Annotated in this window: 19 protein-coding genes and 1 tRNA gene; 11 read left to right on the top strand and 9 right to left on the bottom strand. The window is 61.6% G+C overall.

Annotation, left to right across the window (positions count from 1 at the left end):
• Positions 1–234 precede the first annotated feature (234 nt).
• A complete protein-coding gene (locus LGQ03_RS06105; protein WP_226747681.1) occupies positions 235–438 on the top strand; it encodes a hypothetical protein in 204 nt (67 codons plus the stop codon).
• Positions 439–693: 255 nt separating this feature from the next.
• Here the strand turns inward: LGQ03_RS06105 and LGQ03_RS06110 are convergent, their stop codons facing one another.
• The 5 genes from LGQ03_RS06110 to LGQ03_RS06130 form a co-directional block, all read right to left on the bottom strand.
• The gene (locus tag LGQ03_RS06110) at positions 694–2,883 is read right to left on the bottom strand and encodes a xanthine dehydrogenase family protein molybdopterin-binding subunit (protein WP_226747682.1); all 2,190 of its coding nucleotides are present in this window, start codon (positions 2,881–2,883) and stop codon (positions 694–696) included.
• Positions 2,880–3,866, bottom strand: coding sequence for an FAD binding domain-containing protein (locus LGQ03_RS06115; RefSeq protein ID WP_226747683.1), 987 nt, complete (start codon positions 3,864–3,866; stop codon positions 2,880–2,882). Before LGQ03_RS06115 ends, LGQ03_RS06110 begins: the two co-directional genes overlap by 4 nt.
• A complete protein-coding gene (locus LGQ03_RS06120; RefSeq protein ID WP_226747684.1) occupies positions 3,863–4,369 on the bottom strand; it encodes a 2Fe-2S iron-sulfur cluster-binding protein in 507 nt (168 codons plus the stop codon). Before LGQ03_RS06120 ends, LGQ03_RS06115 begins: the two co-directional genes overlap by 4 nt.
• Positions 4,370–4,886: 517 nt before the next feature.
• Positions 4,887–4,976 (bottom strand) — tRNA-Ser (locus LGQ03_RS06125).
• Between the two features lie 89 nt (positions 4,977–5,065).
• On the bottom strand, positions 5,066–5,446 hold the full coding sequence (locus LGQ03_RS06130) for a hypothetical protein (protein ID WP_090160886.1): 381 nt from the start codon (positions 5,444–5,446) through the stop codon (positions 5,066–5,068).
• Positions 5,447–5,653: 207 nt separating this feature from the next.
• On the opposite strand from LGQ03_RS06130, the gene LGQ03_RS06135 reads away from it, so the two are divergent.
• Genes LGQ03_RS06135 through LGQ03_RS06165 form a run of 7 tightly spaced genes read left to right on the top strand, consistent with a single transcriptional unit; the run spans position 5,654 to position 12,320 of the window.
• Positions 5,654–7,399, top strand: a complete 1,746-nt coding sequence (locus LGQ03_RS06135; protein WP_226747685.1) for a type I secretion system permease/ATPase — start codon at positions 5,654–5,656, stop codon at positions 7,397–7,399.
• Positions 7,396–8,697, top strand: a complete 1,302-nt coding sequence (locus tag LGQ03_RS06140) for an HlyD family type I secretion periplasmic adaptor subunit (protein WP_226747686.1) — start codon at positions 7,396–7,398, stop codon at positions 8,695–8,697. The genes LGQ03_RS06135 and LGQ03_RS06140 overlap by 4 nt, the downstream gene beginning before the upstream one ends.
• 58 nt (positions 8,698–8,755) lie before the next feature.
• A complete protein-coding gene (locus LGQ03_RS06145) occupies positions 8,756–9,217 on the top strand; it encodes a RidA family protein (RefSeq protein ID WP_226747687.1) in 462 nt (153 codons plus the stop codon).
• Positions 9,217–9,966 carry a glycerophosphodiester phosphodiesterase family protein gene (locus tag LGQ03_RS06150; protein WP_226747688.1) on the top strand — a complete coding sequence of 250 codons (750 nt, stop codon included), beginning with the start codon at positions 9,217–9,219 and terminating at the stop codon, positions 9,964–9,966. Before LGQ03_RS06145 ends, LGQ03_RS06150 begins: the two co-directional genes overlap by 1 nt.
• 31 nt (positions 9,967–9,997) lie before the next feature.
• Entirely contained in the window at positions 9,998–11,176 is a 1,179-nt protein-coding gene (locus tag LGQ03_RS06155) for a GNAT family N-acetyltransferase (protein ID WP_226747689.1), read from the top strand.
• A complete protein-coding gene (locus LGQ03_RS06160; protein WP_226747690.1) occupies positions 11,173–11,475 on the top strand; it encodes a 4a-hydroxytetrahydrobiopterin dehydratase in 303 nt (100 codons plus the stop codon). Before LGQ03_RS06155 ends, LGQ03_RS06160 begins: the two co-directional genes overlap by 4 nt.
• Entirely contained in the window at positions 11,472–12,320 is an 849-nt protein-coding gene (locus tag LGQ03_RS06165; RefSeq protein WP_226747691.1) for a mechanosensitive ion channel family protein, read from the top strand. The genes LGQ03_RS06160 and LGQ03_RS06165 overlap by 4 nt, the downstream gene beginning before the upstream one ends.
• Positions 12,321–12,364: 44 nt before the next feature.
• Here LGQ03_RS06165 and LGQ03_RS06170 read toward each other — a convergent pair whose 3' ends face one another.
• Positions 12,365–12,856 carry a peroxiredoxin gene (locus LGQ03_RS06170; protein WP_090160870.1) on the bottom strand — a complete coding sequence of 164 codons (492 nt, stop codon included), beginning with the start codon at positions 12,854–12,856 and terminating at the stop codon, positions 12,365–12,367.
• Between the two features lie 74 nt (positions 12,857–12,930).
• Here LGQ03_RS06170 and LGQ03_RS06175 point away from each other — a divergent pair, with 74 nt between their 5' ends.
• Genes LGQ03_RS06175 through LGQ03_RS06185 form a run of 3 tightly spaced genes read left to right on the top strand, consistent with a single transcriptional unit; the run spans position 12,931 to position 15,334 of the window.
• Positions 12,931–14,139, top strand: coding sequence for an NAD(P)/FAD-dependent oxidoreductase (locus tag LGQ03_RS06175; RefSeq protein WP_226747692.1), 1,209 nt, complete (start codon positions 12,931–12,933; stop codon positions 14,137–14,139).
• The gene (gene rsmD / locus LGQ03_RS06180) at positions 14,136–14,693 is read left to right on the top strand and encodes a 16S rRNA (guanine(966)-N(2))-methyltransferase RsmD (protein WP_226747693.1); all 558 of its coding nucleotides are present in this window, start codon (positions 14,136–14,138) and stop codon (positions 14,691–14,693) included. Before LGQ03_RS06175 ends, rsmD begins: the two co-directional genes overlap by 4 nt.
• On the top strand, positions 14,690–15,334 hold the full coding sequence (locus LGQ03_RS06185) for an HAD family hydrolase (RefSeq protein WP_226747694.1): 645 nt from the start codon (positions 14,690–14,692) through the stop codon (positions 15,332–15,334). The genes rsmD and LGQ03_RS06185 overlap by 4 nt, the downstream gene beginning before the upstream one ends.
• A gap of 48 nt (positions 15,335–15,382) precedes the next feature.
• Here the strand turns inward: LGQ03_RS06185 and LGQ03_RS06190 are convergent, their stop codons facing one another.
• From LGQ03_RS06190 to map, 3 genes are all read right to left on the bottom strand, one after another.
• The gene (locus LGQ03_RS06190; RefSeq protein WP_226747695.1) at positions 15,383–16,408 is read right to left on the bottom strand and encodes a TRAP transporter substrate-binding protein; all 1,026 of its coding nucleotides are present in this window, start codon (positions 16,406–16,408) and stop codon (positions 15,383–15,385) included.
• A gap of 97 nt (positions 16,409–16,505) precedes the next feature.
• Complete coding sequence (locus LGQ03_RS06195; protein WP_056036517.1) at positions 16,506–17,663, bottom strand: MFS transporter; 1,158 nt, start codon at positions 17,661–17,663, stop codon at positions 16,506–16,508.
• A complete protein-coding gene (gene map, locus LGQ03_RS06200) occupies positions 17,660–18,472 on the bottom strand; it encodes a type I methionyl aminopeptidase (RefSeq protein ID WP_371260151.1) in 813 nt (270 codons plus the stop codon). The genes LGQ03_RS06195 and map overlap by 4 nt, the downstream gene beginning before the upstream one ends.

Genomic DNA, 18,472 nt, shown 5'->3' on the forward strand with positions numbered 1-18,472 from the left:
GACGACCGACCGGTTGCGAGGCGCTATTGCCAATATGTTGATCTCAACCTGCGCAAATCATCTTCGGCTGTCAAAGTCTTTGCGCATTCCGAGTGAGGTATCCGGAGAGCTGCCTAAATTTTATGCGCAACGTGCTGATCTGCGGCACGCGTGAGAGATTTGTACAAATCGCAAAGGCAGGAAACAGCTGTTCGGAATTGCTGTTCACGGCCGTACCCTTCACGCAATGCGTCGATGCTGCGCCTTGACCAACCCAGATATCTGCGCGCGGTCAAAGAAGCTCCTTCCCATGTGTCTGCTCCTTTAGAGTTGGCGCAGTTTTTAAACGACGGCAAAGTATTTCGCGGTGGGCAGGTCACTGCCGGCACGCCATTCACGCATATCAGCGGCGTGACAAAGGATGTAGCTCTGCATCTCGACGAGGTAGGCCACGAATGACGCGCAATGATGTCTGGGGTCGGCGCGCGCCCTCCTCGAGATGTCTTTCAAGAATATGACGGTAAAGGCCCATACCCGACTGGGACAACTGCCCTGCCCCCTGACATCTCGGCAAAGTAAATCGACCGGCGGCGCAGACCTATCGCATGTCGATACGTCTAAATAGCAGCGCGCAGCATGACAGCTGACTGCGTGCCACCCCTGTCCAACCGATCAGGGCGCGGGCGGCCGAACAGATCCGACCGCCCTGTATCGTCACATCCCTGCGATGACCTTGTCCAGCGTCGCCGGATAGTCGCGCACGCGCACGCCGGTTGCATTGAAAATCGCATTCGTGATCGCAGCCGCGGCACCGCAGATTCCCAATTCTCCGATACCTTTGGCCTGCAACGGATTGGCCCAGTCGTCGCGTTCCTCCAGCAACTCGACGGTCAGTTGCGGCACATCCGCATTCACCGGGATATGATACTCGGCCAGATTGTGGTTCGTCACATGCCCGTCACGCGGATCGAAAGCCATTTCTTCGGTCAGTGCGATGCCGATACCGAATGTCATCCCGCCCAGGCATTGCGAACGCGCGGTTTTCGCATTCAGAATCCGGCCTGCGGCAAAACTGCCATGCATTCTGCGGACACGGGTTTCCCCGGTTGCGGCATGAACGGCGACTTCGGCGAAGTAAGCGCCAAAGGTCGCCTGACGCACGGCCTTGGACGTGTCACCAGGGGTCACATGACCCAGCTTTGCGATCTCATCCCCGTTCAGGATATCGCTTAGCGCCTGTGTCTGGTTGGCATAGGTCGCGCGACCATCCTTCAGCATCAGGTCCGGTTCCGCCACATCCAGTCGTTCCGCAAGCTGCCGGCGGATCGCCTCGCAGGCGACATAGACCGATGTCCCACTGGAAGCCGCCCCCCATGACCCGCCCGAACCGGCCGACGGTGGCAAACCAGTGTCGCCCAGGACCACCGTGACCGCGTCGCGGGGCAGGCCCAGCATGTCGCCGGCAATCTGCCCCAGTATGGCATAGGTGCCGGTACCAATGTCGGTCATGTCAGTCTCGACGCGGGCCGTGCCGTCGGGCAACAGCGTGACGCGCGCCTGGCTTTCCATCAACATGTTGACGCGCGCGGCGGATGCCATGCCGTAGCCGATCAGCCACTCTCCCTCGCGCCGTTCTTTCAGTCCGGGCCTGTCGGCCCAACCGAATGCCTCTGCCCCACTTTCAAGTGCCTCGCGGAAACGGCTCGACGAAAAATCCTTGCCGCTCTCGGGATCTGTTTCGGGGATGTTGCGTAGCCGCAGCGCGACCGGATCAATGCCGATCTCGTGTGCCAGTTCGTCCATCGCGTTTTCCAACACGGTGACCCCGACTGCCTCGCCGGGCGCGCGTACAGACCCCGCACACATGCGGTGCAGACGCACCAGATCCAACGACATCTGGCGGTTCGATCCGGCATACAGAAAATGCGACGCCTGAAGCACCGGTTCGGCGAATGTCTCGCCGGGCAGGTTCGATACGCGTGCATCATGACCAAGACCCGTCAGCCGCCCATCGCCATCCGCAGAAAGCCTGACGCGCTGGCGGGTTTCCGACCGCCGCATCGTCGCCTCATAGACCTGTGGCCGCGTGAGCGCGACCGATACCGGGCGCCCCAGTTCCTGTGCCGCGATCGCGGCAGCAACGGCCTCGGGCGACAGCCCGAGCTTGGACCCGAAACCACCTCCGACAAAAGGCGATATGATCCGCACACGGTCGGGGTGGATGCCCAGCGCATCGGCCAGTTCGTTCCGGTTGTATTTCAGCATCTGATAGCTGCCGCGCAGTGTCAGATCGTCACCGTCCCATGTCGCAATCGATGCATGAGGCTCCATCGGAGAACTGGAATGCGAGGGTGTGGAATAGACCACGTCGACGCTATGGGCCGCGTCGCGCATCGCACCACCCAGATCGCCTTGATCGACCGCCTGCCCTTCTTGCGGCTCTACCGCTGCGGTGTCGGGATCGACGGTGACAGTTTCGCCGTTTTCCAGAACCACGGTCAGGGATTGCGCGGCATGGCGGGCCTGTTCGAAATTTTCGGCCACCACGAGGGCAATCAACTGTCCAGTATAGTCAGCATGTCGCGCACCCTGAATTGGCGCGGCATCGGCCGTGCCCTGCGCGGGGTTGCGCAGCAGCCGGTCATCCTGGATCACGGCCAGAACCCCCGGCATTGCGGCGACCGCATCGCGATTGGCCAGCGAGACCTTACCACTGTTGCCGGGGCTGCGCACCATGACCCCATGCACCATGCCCTCTATCTGCCACTCGTTGGCGTAGGTGGCGGTTCCGGTCACCTTGGATGGACCATCCGGCCGATCCAGCGGCGCACCGACCAGCCCCTGCGCCATGTCATCCAGCCGGTGTTCCGTCGCCGGCGCGTCCATTTTGAAATGCTCGGTCATATGCCTGCCTCTTGCGTCAGTTCCATCAGCACCGACACGAGCGTGCGACGCGTGAGGGGTATCTTGAAATCGTTTGCGCCAAAGCCGCGGGCCTCGGCCAACAACAGATCGGCCGCCTTGCCGAACAGCGCTTCGGACGGGGCCTGCCCGATCAGCAAATCCTCGACCTCTCGGTTCCGCCAAGGTTTCGGGGCCAGTCCGCCGAACGCAAGGTCGGCCCGCGTGATGCGGCCGTCCTCGACAGCGACGATCCCGGCAACGGACACGAGGGCAAAGGCATAGGATGCACGGTCGCGGACCTTGCGATAGATTTGTCGCCCCTGGACAGGCGCAGGCAATATCACATCGGTGATCAATTCACCCGGCGCGAGTACCGTTTCGCGGTTAGGCCGGTCACCCGGCAGCAGATAGAGCGAATCCAAGGACAGACGTCGGGTCGTCCCGTCTTCCTTCAGCGTCTGCACCTCGGCTCCCAGTGCGCGCATGGCGACCGCCATGTCGCTGGGGTGGGTGGCGATGCAGTGTTCCGACGTACCCAGAACCGCAAGGATACGGTTAAAGCCTTCTTGTGCAGCACAGCCGGTTCCGGGTTCGCGTTTGTTGCAGGCAGATGCGCGGTCGTAGAAATAGAGGCAGCGTGTCCGTTGCAGCAGGTTTCCCCCGGTCGTCGCCTTGTTGCGCAGCTGTCCGCTGGCGCCGGCCAGCAAGGCGCGGCTCAGCACCGGCCAATTGCGACGCACGCGGCTGTCGTTGGCAAGATCGCTGTTGGTCACAAGAGCCCCGATCCGCAGGCCACCATCGGCAGTGTCCTCGATCCCCTTCATCGCAAGGCGATTGATATCCACCAGGGTTTCGGGCGACATCACCTCAAGCTTCATCAGGTCGATCAGGTTCGTTCCACCGGCGATGAATGCAGCACCGCCCGCGGCATCACGCACGGCACCTTCGGCGCTGTCTGCGCGCACATAGTCAAAGGACCTCATGCGCCCTTCTCCGCGGCTTTGCGAATAGCCTCGACGATATTGGGATAGGCTGCGCATCTGCACAGGTTCCCGCTCATCCGCTCAGAGATTTCCGCGTCGGTCAGTTCACCGCCATTGGCGATATCGTCCGTGACATGGCTGGGCCAACCATTGCGGACCTCTTCGAGCATCGCGGTAGCCGAACAGATCTGCCCGGGCGTGCAGTAGCCGCATTGGAAACCGTCCTCTTCAACAAACGCCGCTTGCAGCGCGCTCAGGTTGTCCGGCTGCCCGATCCCCTCGATCGTGGTGACCTCGTCCCCGTCATGCATGCAGGCCAGCGTAAGGCATGAATTGATGCGCCGCCCGTTGACGATGACCGTACAGGCACCGCATTGCCCATGATCGCAGCCCTTTTTGCTCCCCGTCAGCCCGAGGTGGTGACGCAAGACGTCCAGCAGCGTCGTGCGTGGATCGAGATCCAACCTGTGCTGCGTTCCATTGATTGCCAGATTTGTTTCCATGGGACGACGCTCCGATTATGGGTCATGATTCGTGAACCAACCGGCATCGCATTCATAAGTTCCGCGCTTGGGCAAAATGCGGCAGTTTTCATCCCGCGACGCGCGAGAGCAACATCTGGTTGGCCAGGGAAGCGGGGTCCTAGGTAGCGTTCCCGACAATCATGTGCCTCGGGCCTTCGCGCATCAAACCAAACCACCCACTCCCATCCACACGGATGCCGGGACTGAAATTCCAGTAGCGTCAGACAATGCGATTGTGATCGAAAACTGACATACCTTCTCGCATGGGACCTCAGCACACGCATCCGAACAGATTTGGCTCGATGGGGTATCCCAAGTTAGTCGCGACCTATAAATTTGGACACAAGCCGCTGTCCATCAACCTTGTTCTAGCCACGTGGCCGAAAGGTCGAAGGTGCGCGCCGGCTGAGGGGACTTCATAATCAAAAAATAGGGTGGCGAACGTATGTCGCTGAGCCCCACCTCAAGTCATCGAAATACATAGAATATGGGGTGGTGGCGGAGACGAAGGGATTCGAACCCTCGAGACCCTTCCGGGCCTACTCCCTTAGCAGGGGAGCGCCTTCGACCACTCGGCCACGTCTCCGCCGACGCGTTTAACGGGCGCTCCACCGGGAAACAAGGTGTAAATCCACCGGTTGAGGCAACAAATACCGAATGACCGGACAGGCTTCTTCATTCGTCCTGCGTTGCAGCGGCAAACGGATCCGGGTTGCAGCGATCATAGACAAAGGCATAGCCATTCCAGACCATGATGATGCCGTCGTCTTCGGCCTTGTCCATGACCATCGCGCGTTCAGTGAATTGCTGATCTTCGCCGCTGCATTGCATTGTATAGAGCAGCGCATCCATATCGAGGACATTGACCGGGTCGGACATCCGGCATTCGGCCTCGACACCGTAGAAGATTCCTTCTGCGATCCGCACTGCGCCGCCATCCACACCGACCAGCGCGCATTCCGAATTCGCGGTTTGTTTGTAGGTCCCGTCGTAGGGTCCGGCGAACACCGGCGAGGCCATCAGGCTCAGGCTGATCGTGCGAATGATGACGCGCATTGCGGCGACTCCCTTATCGTGCGCTGCCACATTACGCACCGCGGCACCATCTGTCATCTCTTGCGCATTAACTGCATCTTGACCCGACTTGGCACAAGCTCGGTTCGGATCATCGAGGCCGATGTCACCTCTGCATCGCGGCCTCGTGAATCCTGAATGACGTGAACCCGGACAGGTCGAAACAGGATCTGCCACAGGAAAGCTGACATGCAGGCTTTTGAACAATTGCGCCGTGCCGGGCGCACCGAACTGCAAGCCGTCTACCGCGAAGGCTTGCCGCTGTGCTGGGTCGTCGGGCTTTTCAGCCTGGTCGTGAACATGCTGATGCTGGCCGGACCGATCTACATGCTGAACGTCTATGACCGCGTGTTGGGGTCGCGCAGTCTGGAAACCCTGGTCGCACTCACGATCCTGGTAGCATTCCTATATGCGATGATGGGGCTGCTCGATGTGATGCGCGGTTGGATCATGATGCGTCTGGCCGCGCGTTTTCAGACCCGGCTCGATCGCCGGGTCTTTGACGCCGTTTTGCAGGCGAACGCGTCACAACCGGCATCTCTTCAAGGACAGGCAGGACTGCGCGACCTGGATGCCGTGCAAAGGTTGATCGCCTCTCCTGCCTTGCTGTCGGCGTTTGACCTACCGTGGATGCCGCTCTTTTTCCTCGGGATATTCGTCTTTCACCCGCTGCTGGGCAGCCTTGCACTGGCGGGATGCGCCGCTCTGATCGTCTTGGCGGTGATCAACCGCTGTGTGACGCGCGCACCACTTTCGACAGCGCAGGCCGCACGGCAAGAGGCAGAAACCCAATGCGCATACATCCACAACGCCAGCCAGGTGATCCAGGCGATGGGCATGCGCGCCGACAGTTACGCCCGGTGGCAGGCCGCGCGTGATCGGGCGCTGGATGCAGGCCTCACTGCCGCACAGACCAGCAGTACCTGTACTGGCCTGATCAAGACACTTCGCCTGTTCTTGCAATCGGCGATGCTGGGGCTGGGGGCATATCTTGTGCTGCGCGGTGAACTGACCCCTGGTGGGATGATCGCGGGGTCCATCCTGATGGCGCGCGCGCTCTTGCCTGTCGAACAGATCGTTGCGCAGTGGACCGTATTCCAACAGGGACGCGCGGCGTGGCAAAACCTGTCGGTCCTACTGGGCGTCAATCCAGTGCCGCACAGACGCATGTGCCTGCCACCGCCCCGCGCAGATGTGCTGGTCGATCAGATCACCGTTGTGCCGCCGGGTGCGCATCAGGCGGTGTTGCGCATGGTCAGTTTCGCAGTCGCACCAGGCCAGGCCGTCGGCGTCATCGGTGCGTCAGGCGCAGGCAAATCGGCGCTGGCGCGCGCATTGACCGGCGTTTGGCGACCAGCCGGTGGAACGATCCGGCTTGGTGACGCAGCACTGGACCAATACGATCCCGACGTATTGGGTCGGCACATCGGGTATCTGCCACAGCAGGTGCAACTATGCGAAGGCACCATCAGGGACAACATTGCCCGCATGTCAATGCAGCCGGACGATGCCGCAGTCGTCACGGCCGCCAGGCAGGCGGGGGCCCACGACATGATCCTGCGCCTGCCGGGTGGCTACGACACGCGCGTGGCGACCGGTGGGGGCAACCTGTCGGGGGGGCAAATCCAGCGTATCGGTCTGGCGCGCGCGCTGTATGGCGACCCGGTCCTGCTGGTTCTGGACGAACCCAACAGCAACCTTGACGATGACGGTTCTGCCGCGCTGAACATGGCCATTCGCACAGCCAAGACCGCCGGCAAGACTGTCTTCATCATGGCGCACCGGCCGGCGGCAATCCGGGAATGCGACCTGTTGCTCGTGCTCGAAGGCGGGACATGCCGGGCGTTCGGACCCAAGGATTCCGTGATGCGCAAGGTGCTGCACAACGCAAGGGACATCCAACCCCTACCGGCCAAGGCCGCCGGAATACCATGACCAGGCACGTCACCGACCGCTGGTCCGCGCGTGGTCCGGTGATCTCGGGTGGTTTGACTTTGTTGATGCTGCTGTGCGGCCTGGGGGGATGGGCCGTGCTGGCAAATATCAGCGGCGCGGTCATCAGTCCGGGACAGGTCGAGGTCGACCGCAGCAGGCAGATCGTCCAGCACCCCGACGGCGGCATCGTTGACCGTATCCTCGTGGGCGAAGGCCAGGCGGTTCAGGCTGGTGATCTGTTGATTGCGCTGGACCATGACGAGTTGGCCGGCGCGCTGGCGGCGGTCGACGCGCAGATATTGGACATGCGCGCGCAGCAGGCCCGGCTTGTGGCGGAACGCGACGGCGACAGCGCCGTCCAGTTTGCCCATGACCTGCGATCGGCGGGCGGCGCGGCACAAGATGTCATCGACGGACAACGCAGGCTCTTTGCGGCAAGGATCGACACAATCCGCAGCAAGACCGCACAACTCACCCGGCAACGCCAACAAATCGCAGCGCAGGTTTTGGGTCTGGACGCGCAACAGGCCGCGCTGACCACGCAGCGCGACCTGATTGCCAGTGCTTTGGCCGACCAGCAATCGCTGCTGAATCGCGGATTGGCGCAGGCCAGCATGGTCATGGCGCTGCAACGCGAACAGGCAGAACTGGCAGGACGCTTGGGGCAGGTGATGGCCGAAACCGCACGGGCCGCCGAACGGATGACGGAAATCGACATTCAGATTGCTGGCCTCACCATGACGCGCCGCGAAGAGGCGATCACAAACCTGCGCAATCTGCGCGCCAGCATGCTGGACCTTGCCGAACACCGCAGGCTGTTGCAACACCGTGTGGACCGTCTGGCAATCCGCGCGCCGGTGTCCGGCGTGGTCTATGGGCTGCGTGTCCATGCACCCCGGTCGGTGGTCCAGCCGGCAGATCCCCTGATGTATCTGGTGCCGCAGGACCGACCGCGCATCATCACCATCCGGGTAAGGGTCGGGGACGTCGAACAGCTGTTTCCGGGCCAGCAGGCGACGGTGCGATTTCCCGCATTCGACCAGCGCCGCACGCCTGAACTGTCCGCACAGGTGACCCAGATCAGCGCCGATGCCTTTGAGGATGCACAATCAGGCATACCATTTTTTCGCGCAGAGGTTGAATTGAATCCCGGTGAAATCGACCGCCTGCCCCCTGACCTGATACTGATCCCCGGCATGCCGGTCGAGGTTTTCGTGCGGACCGCCGGACGGTCCCCGCTGTCCTATCTGATCAAGCCGCTGTCGGACTATTTCGCCCGGGCCTTCCGCGAGTCGTGATTGCCCTTTGCGCCCTGCCCGCGTAGCGTCGGCCCAAACCCGACAGGAGCGCGCGCACATGAGCAAGATCGAAGAAAAACTGGCCCAGATGGACGTCACCCTTCCGGACGCTCCGCCCCCGGCGGCAAATTATGTGCCCTATGTCGTCACCGGCAACATGGTCTATGTGTCTGGCCAGATCTCCCAGGGGGCGCAGGGCAACATGCTGGGCAAACTGGGTGAAACAGCATCCGTCGAGGATGGTGTCGCCGCGGCGCGTGCCTGTGCAATCAGCCTTTTGGCGCAGCTCAAGGCGGCATGCGACGGTGACATCGACCGGCTGGTCCGCGTGATCAAGCTGACCGGGTTCGTCAATTCGACCAGCGGATTTACCGACCAACCAAAAGTCATCAACGGTGCCTCTGATTTTCTGGTCGCAGCCTTGGGTGACAAGGGACGGCACGCGCGGTCGGCTGTCTCTGCGGCGTCACTGCCCCTTGGAGTCATGGTCGAGATCGAAGCGATCTTTGAAATCGCGTGATGCTGCCATCGTCCTTTCTCGCGCGGCCCATCGCGCACCGCGCCTATCATCACGCAGGCAAAGGCCGCGCTGAAAACGCCTTGTCATCCGTCGCTGCTGCTGTGGAAGAAGGCTATGGTATCGAGGTCGATCTGCAATGCGCATCTGACGGGGTGCCTGTCGTGTTTCACGACTACGACCTGCGGCGCATGACGATCGAAATGGGGCCGATCGCACAGCGCAGCAGCGCGCAGCTGGCCCAAATTCCGCTGATGGGCGACGGCGGCACGATCCCGACGCTGCAACAGCTGCTAGAGGTTGTGGCAGGCCGGGTGCCGCTGCTGCTGGAAATCAAGGATCAGGACGGCGGCCTGGGCCCCAATACCGGACCCATCGGCCGGGCCGTCGCTGCGCTGCTGGAACATTACACCGGCGACGTGGCCGTCATGTCGTTCAATCCTCACCATGTTGCGGAAATGGCCCGTGTCGCTCCCGATGTGCCGCGTGGGTTGACGACCGGTGGCTTTGACATCGCAGGCTGGCCCACCATCCCGCAGCCAACTCTGGAACGGCTGTCGGGCATTCCCGACTACGATCATGTGGGGGCCAGTTTCATCAGCCATGACCGCACGGAACTGGATCACCCACAGGTGGCAGACCTCAAATCCCGCGGGGCGCAGGTGCTGACATGGACCATCAAATCGCCCGAACAAGAGGCAGAAGCCCGCAAAATCGCGGACAACATCACATTCGAGGGCTACCCGGCTTGACGCCGTGGGCCTGCCGCCCACGTTGCACCCCATGACAGAACCCGCCATTGAACTGACCGCCCTGCCATCGCTGGACGGCATAGACGCCGCCGACTGGGATGCCTGCGCCGCCCCCGGTGGCGACCGCCCCGTTGACCCGTTTACGACCTACCGGTTCCTGCGCGCGCTGGAGGATTCAGGTTCGGTTGGCGGCCGATCCGGCTGGCAACCGCGTTATCTGGTTGCCAAGTCCGAAGGTCAGGTGATCGCGGTCTGCCCTCTCTACGCCAAGGGACATTCACAGGGCGAATACATCTTTGATCACAACTGGGCCCACGCGTATGAAAACGCAGGTGGTGCCTATTACCCCAAATTGCAGATTGCCGTGCCGTTCACGCCAGCCACCGGGCGGCGTTTCCTGACCCGGCCAGGCCATGAGGTTGTGGGCATGGCCGCACTTGTCCAGGGGGCTGTCCAGATCGCGGCCGACAACGATCTGTCGTCGGTCCACGCCACATTCTGCACCGAAGCCGAGGCGCTGGCAGGGTCTGAAATGGGACTGCTGCACCGGATCGGCCAGCAATTTCATTGGGTGAACAATGGTTATGCCGATTTCGATGCCTTTCTGAACGACCTGTCCAGCCGCAAACGCAAGAACATCCGCAAGGAACGCGCCACTGCGCAAGGCTTTGGTGGCCGGATCGTGAAACTGACCGGTGACGCGATCCAGCCGCACCATTGGGACGCCTTCTGGCGGTTCTATCAGGATACCGGCAACCGCAAATGGGGCACGCCCTATCTGACGCGGGCATTCTTTGACCACGCACAGGACAGCCTGCGCGACGACATGCTGCTGGTGCTGGCGGTGGACGGGGACCGCCCTGTGGCGGGCGCGCTGAATTTCATAGGGCGCAATACGCTGTTCGGCCGCTATTGGGGCAGCACCGAATACCACCCTGCCCTGCATTTCGAGCTATGCTATTATCAGGCCATCGATTTCGCCATCGCACAGGGCATGGAACGGGTCGAGGCCGGTGCGCAGGGCGAACACAAGCTTGCCCGGGGTTATCTGCCAGTCCCCACCCATTCGCTGCACTGGATCGGTGATCCGGGTTTCCGCGACGCCATCGCCCGCTATGTCCAAGCCGAGAAACGCGCCGTCGACGAAGAAATAGAGGTGCTGACCAGCTACGGCCCCTTCCGCCGCGAAAACCGAGAGGAACAACAATGACCGACAAACTGACAGGCAGCGACCGTGATGACGCCCTTGCGCCACTGCTGGCGAATGGATGGACCGTTCAGGACGACCGTGACGCCATTCACAAGGAATTCGTGTTCAAGAATTTCGTTCAGGCCTTTGGATGGATGACGCAAGCGGCGATCCACGCCGAAAAACTCAATCACCACCCCGAATGGTCAAATGTCTATAAAACCGTCCAGGTGACGTTGACGACGCATGATGCAGATGGTTTGTCGCCGCTCGACGCAAAATTGGCGAAAATCATGGACGATCTGGCGAGGACTGCATGAACGATCTCTTGACGACCCCCATTCTGAACGGCAAATCTCTCGCCGATTTGTTGACGCTCGAATTCCTCGTGTCGATCCTTGGAAACGTATTGTCGGCCATCTTGATCCTGATGATCGGCTTTGTGATCGCAGGCTGGCTCAGCCGCCGTATTTCCAACATGGGGCAGCGCAACGCGCATCTTGACGAAACGCTGTTCACCTTTCTCAGCAACATCGTGCGCTATGTCATCATCGGCTTTGCGCTGCTGTTCGTCCTCAACACGTTCGGCGTTCAGACAACCAGTGTCGTAGCTGTCATCGGTGCGGCCGGTCTGGCCATTGGTCTGGCCCTCCAAGGCACGCTGTCGAATGTCGCGGCCGGGGTCATGATCGTGTTCTTTCGGCCGATCAAACTGGGCGATTTCGTCGATATCGGCGGGCAGATGGGCACGGTGAAATCCATCAACCTCAACTTCATCGAGCTGGCCAGCATCGGGAACGTGCAGATCATCGTCCCCAACTCCGAGGTATGGGGTAACATCATCACGAACTATTCGGTCTATCCGCAGCGACGCGCCGAATGGACGATCGGTGTCGCCTATGGCGCGGATCTGGCCGTCGCAGAAAAGGCGATCATCGACACGATCATGGCCGACCCCAGGTCCCTGTCAGATCCCGAACCCTTTATTCAGGTCACCAACATGAACGCCAGTTCCGTCGATTTCCTGGTGCGCGTCTGGTGCGAACGCACTGAATATTTCCAATATCAGGCCGACATGACCCGCGCGGTCAAAGAGGCGCTGGACAAGGCGGGCGTCGAAATCCCATTCCCGACCCGCACGCTTGTGATGCAAAACGCGGAATGACATGATCCTGCGCCGGGACATACCCGGCGCAGCAAACGTAGCATTCAGCCCATCTGGTCCAGCAGGTTTTCGCCGCCGGAAATATCGCACTGACCGGGTCCGGGTTCCTCGTTCAGGATCGTGACGACCCCGTTATCGACCAGCATCGCATAACGCCTGGACCGGTCAATGAAACCCACAGGCGGGGCCGTGAAATTCATGCCGATGGCCTTGGTGAATGCCGCCTCGACATCGCCCAGCATCGTGATGCCCGCATCGATGGCACCCGTCGCTTCGCCCCAGGCCTGCATGACGAATGGATCATTGACCGACAGGCAGATGATCTCCTCGACGCCCTTGTCACGCAGTTGCGGGGCGGTGCGGATGAAACTTGGCACATGCGCCGTTGTGCAGGTGCCCGTATAGGCCCCCGGCAAACCAAAGATGACAACCTTGCGGCCCTTGATCTTGTCGTGAATGTCCACGCCAGTCGGTCCGTCCGGCCCCATGGTCAGAACGGTTGCGTTCGGCAGGCTGTCGCCAGTGGTGATGGTCATGATCGCTCCTTGCGAATTGCGTCTGTACCTCAGACATATAAGGTGCGACGCAGCAGAACCAGAGGACGGGACGCATGCGTAGAATTGTCATCATCGGCGGCGGTCAGGCCGCATCGGCGTTGATTGCAAAGCTTGTCGCCGAAAAATCGGATGACCGGATCACACTTGTCTGTGCCGAACCACGCCTGCCCTATCAGCGCCCCCCATTGTCCAAGGCCTATCTGCTGGGCGAGATGACCGAGGGCCGTCTCTATTTTCGCCCTGCCGCCTGGTATGATGAACACGGTGTCGACGTACGGTTGAACAGCCGCGCCGACAGCATCGACAAGGCAGCAAAAACCGTCACGCTGGATGGCGGCGAGGTGCTGGCCTACGACGATCTGGTGCTGACCACCGGTGCTCATCCCCGCACCTTGCCCGCCAGCATCGGTGGGACGCTCAGCAATGTCTTTGCCGTGCGCGATCTGGACGATGCGGACGCGATGGAACCCGCCTTTGTCGCGGGTGCGCGCGCGCTGATCGTCGGTGGCGGCTATATCGGGCTCGAGGCGGCAGCCGTTGCCGCCAAGCGCGGCGTCAGCGTCACGCTGGTCGAAGCGGCGGATCGCATCCTGCAACGGGTCGCAGCACCTGAAACGTCCGATTTCTTTCGCGACCTCCATCGCAGACACGGCGTCGATATCCGCGAGGGCGTCGGGCTGTCAGCGCTGACCGGGGACGAGGTTGTCACCGGGGCGACCCTGTCTGATGGCACAACGCTGGACATTGATTTCGCCATCGCAGGCGTTGGCATTGCGCCTGCGACCGCATTGGCCGAAGGCGCGGGCCTTGTGATCGACAACGGGATTGCCACTGACGCCCAAGGGCGCACCTCTGACCCGCATATCTGGGCGGCCGGCGATTGTGCCTCTGCCCCCTATGGCGATGGACGCGTGCGGATCGAAAGCGTCGGCAACGCCATCGACCAGGCTGAAATCGTGGCCCACAACCTGCTGGGCCGTCCCGTGACCTATACGCCCAAGCCGTGGTTCTGGTCGGATCAATACGATGTGAAACTCCAGATTGCGGGACTGAACACTGGCTATACCGATCTGCATGTGCGCGACGTGGATGGCGCGCGGTCGCATTGGTACTACCGTGGCGAAACCCTGCTGGCGATCGACAGCCTGTCCGACACCCGCGCCTATATGGTTGGCAAACGCCTGATCGAGGCGGGCAAAAGTCCTGCCCCTTCCGTCGTCACTGACGCGGACACCGACCTTAAGGCTTTGTTACGCGCATGAGGATTGTCGCTGGTCTGCACCGTGGCACCCAACTGGCTGACGTCGGTGGCGGCGATCCGGCGGCACATCTGCGACCCACGTCCGACCGCGTCCGCGAAAGCCTGTTCAACGTGCTGGATGGTGGCCGCTTTGGCAGCCCGGTGCGCGGCGCGCGCGTGCTGGATCTATTCGCCGGGACCGGTGCGCTGGGGCTAGAGGCGCTGTCGCGCGGCGCGCAACATGCAACCTTTGTCGATAATGGTGCGGCGGCAGGGCGGTTGTTGCAGGCCAACATTGCAAAGCTGAAACGCCGCGCTGACACCGCGATCATCAAGGCAGATGCCACGGCGATCCCGATGGCCCACACGGCATGTAACCTGATTTTCATCGACCCGCCCTACGGTCAGGGCCTTGGACTACAGGCCATTCTGGCCAGCCAAGAGGGCGGCTGGATCGCCGCAGGTGCCCTGATCGTGTGGGAGGAATCAACCGCTCAGATGGCACCGCGCGGGTACAAACGGCTGGACCAACGCCAATACGGCAGCACATGGATCACCCTGCTGGAGGCACCATGACCGATCTGGTGATTTTCGACTGCGACGGGGTGCTGGTCGATACCGAACCCACCACCAATCGGATCATGTCCGACAGTTTCGCACGCTATGGTCTGCATATTTCACCGGCCGAGGTGCACGCCCTGTTTGCCGGAGGCACCATGCGCGGTGCGGCAAGCGAGGCAATCCAGCGCGGCGCGCAACTGCCCGACACCTGGCTGGACGAGATCCACGCCGAAATCCGGACGGCACTGCAGGACGGCCCACCCGTCATTCCCGGTATCGTCGATCTGCTGGACCTGCTGGACGCCGCCGGTATCGCAACCGCCGTGGCCTCGAACGGTCCGATGTCCAAGATGGAGGTCAGCCTTGCCCCTTCTGGTCTGTGGGACCGTTTCAGGGGGCGCATCTACACCGGTCATGACCATCGCCCGAAACCTGACCCGGCCATGCTGCATCACGCAATGCAGGTGGCGGGCACAGATGAGGGCGGAACGATATTCATCGACGACATGCCGGCGGGCTGGCAAGCGGCGCAGGCTGCGGATGTCTGCTGCTATGCCTATGTCGCCGATGGTGGTCCTGCCCGCGCCACAGGTTATGCCGTCAAGCCCATAACGGACATGATGCAGGTCGCGCGCGACCTGGGCCTGACGGACTAGCGCCCCGCCAAGACTGTCAGCGGGGCGCGCGCAGTCATGATGTGGAGGTCAGTTCAGGTTGGCAGCCACAGCAGCCTCTGCCGCCTGAACAAGGGCAGTGCCATCCAGCCCACGTGCATCCATATCCGCGATCCAGTCTGCACGAACTTCTTGGCCCAATGCTTTGATCGCGTCGGTTTCCACCTCTGACAAGACAGCGATCTGGTTTCCGCCGTCCTCCATCAGGTCACGCCCTTCGGAATCGCCGGTGTCATGGGCACCGCCCGCCCATTCGGCGGCCATCTTGCCGGAATTTGCGTCGATGACGGCCTTCAGGTCATCGGGTAGTGCCGCATAGACGTCCTTGTTCATCGCCCAGACGAAAAACAGGTTATACAGCGCGCGGTCGCCTGCGACATCGGTGTGGCTGTCGGTCAATTCATCCAGTTTCAGCGACGGCGACATTTCCCAGGTGATCACACCACCATCCACGACACCGCGCGACAGCGCCTCGGGGAATGCGGGAACAGGCATGCCGACGGGTGTGGCCCCCAGCTTTTCCAGCAGCAGCGTTGCAGGGCGCGACGGGCCGCGTACGACCTTGCCGCGCAGATCATCGACCGTTTCGGGCGCTGGACCTTTCAGGTGGATGATGCCGGGGCCATGCATGTGGGTGGTGATCACATGCACATCGTCGAAATCATCCATCAGATAGTCTTGGGTGAAATCCCATGCTGCACGCGACGCTTCTGCGCCCAGCTTGCTGGTCATGAACGGCAGTTCCAGCGCCTCCGCCTCGGGGAACCGGCCCGGCTCGTAGCCAGGAATGACCCAGCCACCGTCGATGGCACCGTCCCGGATCAGGTCGTACTGCGACGCGGCAGACCCGCCCAACTGCATGAAGGGATAAAGTTCGACCTTGATCCGCCCGCCCGATTGTTCCTCGATCGCGTCGGCCCAGGGCTGCATGAAATAGGTCGGGTTCGCCGAGGCAGGCGAGACGAAATGCTGGAAACGCAACGTGACCTCTTGGGTCAGTGCAGCAGTGGGCAAGGTCAGACAGGCCGCGACAGCGGCAAGCAGTGAACGGTGCATAGCGTGCATCCTCATGTCAATTTTGGGGGGATATCACCGCTAGTGACGCATTTGATATGGGTCAGATGCGACCCGTTCGCAAGTGCATCGGGCAAATTTATCCGCTGATCCGCCGTGACAGGGTGATATGTCCCAGCGCCAGCAATCCCAGCAATCCGCCGGTCACCCCCAGCGCCATCAGTCCGCCCAGCGCGATGGCCCCCGACCCCACGGCCGATCCCAATGCCGCCCCGATGTAGATCGCCGCAGCATTGAGCGCGAGAAGAACCGGTGCCGCCTGAATTCGCAAAGCGATGATCCGCATCTGCTGTCCCGCCAGGAACGACCAGCCCGTTGCGGACCAGACAGCGACCAGCAGCGCCAGCACAATCCCCGGCAGAGGCAGGAGCGAGAAAAGCGGCAGCAGGGCAATCTGCGCGATACACAGGATCGTCAGCGTCCGCGTCGGACCGATGCGGTCGGCCATCCAGCCGCCCATCAGGTTGCCCAACACAGCGCCCACACCAAACATCAGCAACAGCGCCGTGATCCCGTCACGCCCGTAACCCATCCCGTTTTCCATCAGGGGGGCGAAATAGGTATAGACGACATAGACCGCCGCCAGAAAGGTCGCGGTAAACGTGACCGCCAGCATCATCGGTCCGTTGCGCAGGATCGCACCCAACTCGCGCAGCGAAACCGGCTGAAAATTCAATCCGCGCGGCACGATCCGCCACAGCAGCGGCAGCATCGCCAGCGCCAGCACCGCAACGATCAGCATCGCGGCGCGCCAGCCAAAGGTATAGGCGATGAAACTGCCGGCAGGCACGCCCAGCACCTGCGCCAAGGTCAGACCGAACACCACCCAGGCCAGGGTCTTGCCTTGGGTTTGCGGTGTGGACAGGCGTGCCGCGACCGATGCGCTGACGGGGGTGAACATGCCCGCGCCCGCCGCCGCAATGATGCGCGTGAGATGAAGTGTGAATTCGGTCGGCGCGACAGCCGACGCCACATGCGCCAGGGCAAAGATTGCCATTGCGATCGTCAGAATGCGCCTGCGCCCGATGCGCCCCGTGGCCGACACCAGCAAGGGCGAGAGCACGGCATAGGACAAGGCATAGGTGGTCATCAGCCAGCCGGTGCGACCCGGCGATATACCAAAGCTGTCGCCCACAGGGACCAGCATCCCGATCAGGACAAAAGCACCCATGCCGATGGCGAAATTTGCAACACTCAGGACACCGATCAGACGGCGGCCCGCGCCGGCCTCGGTCACTCTGGCATCGTCGGGTGGAACCGTCCGGCAGGCGACAGCGTGAAAATCTCGCACCCCTGCGCGGTGATCCCGATGGAATGTTCGAACTGCGCCGACAGGGACTTGTCGCGCGTCACGGCCGTCCAGTCATCCGCGAGGATCTTGGTTTCCGGTCGGCCGAGGTTGATCATCGGCTCGATGGTGAAAAACATGCCTTCTTCCAGCACGGCACCCGTTCCGGGACGACCGTAGTGCAGCACGTTGGGCGGCGCATGAAATACCCGGCCCAACCCGTGACCGCAAAAATCGCGCACAACGGACATGCGCTGCTTTTCCGCATAGGTCTGGATGGCGTGGCCGATATCGCCAAATGTGTTGCCCGGCTTGGCTGCCTCGATCCCCAGCATCAGGCAATCGTGCGTCACCTGCACCAGACGTTCTGCCTTGCGGCTCATCTTGCCGGCCCAATACATGCGCGAACAGTCACCGAACCAACCGTCGACAATCACGGTCACATCAATGTTCAGGATATCGCCGTCCTTGAGCACCTTGTCACCGGGAATGCCGTGGCAGACCACGTGGTTCACGCTGATGCAGCTGGCGTGCTGATAGCCGCGATACCCGATGGTGGCAGAGGTCGCACCAGCAGCCGTGACCCAATCGGTGATCAGTTGGTCAATCACACCAGTTGTCTGACCGACGAACACATGTTCCGCGATATCGTCAAGGATCGTTGCAGCCAGCCGCCCGGCCTTTTCCATACCTGCGAAATCGGATGGTTCGTACAGACGGATACCGTCCTTTGTCACACTCTGCGAAGAGGTCGTCAC

The organism is Loktanella gaetbuli (assembly GCF_020531945.1).
Lineage (GTDB): Bacteria > Pseudomonadota > Alphaproteobacteria > Rhodobacterales > Rhodobacteraceae > Loktanella > Loktanella gaetbuli.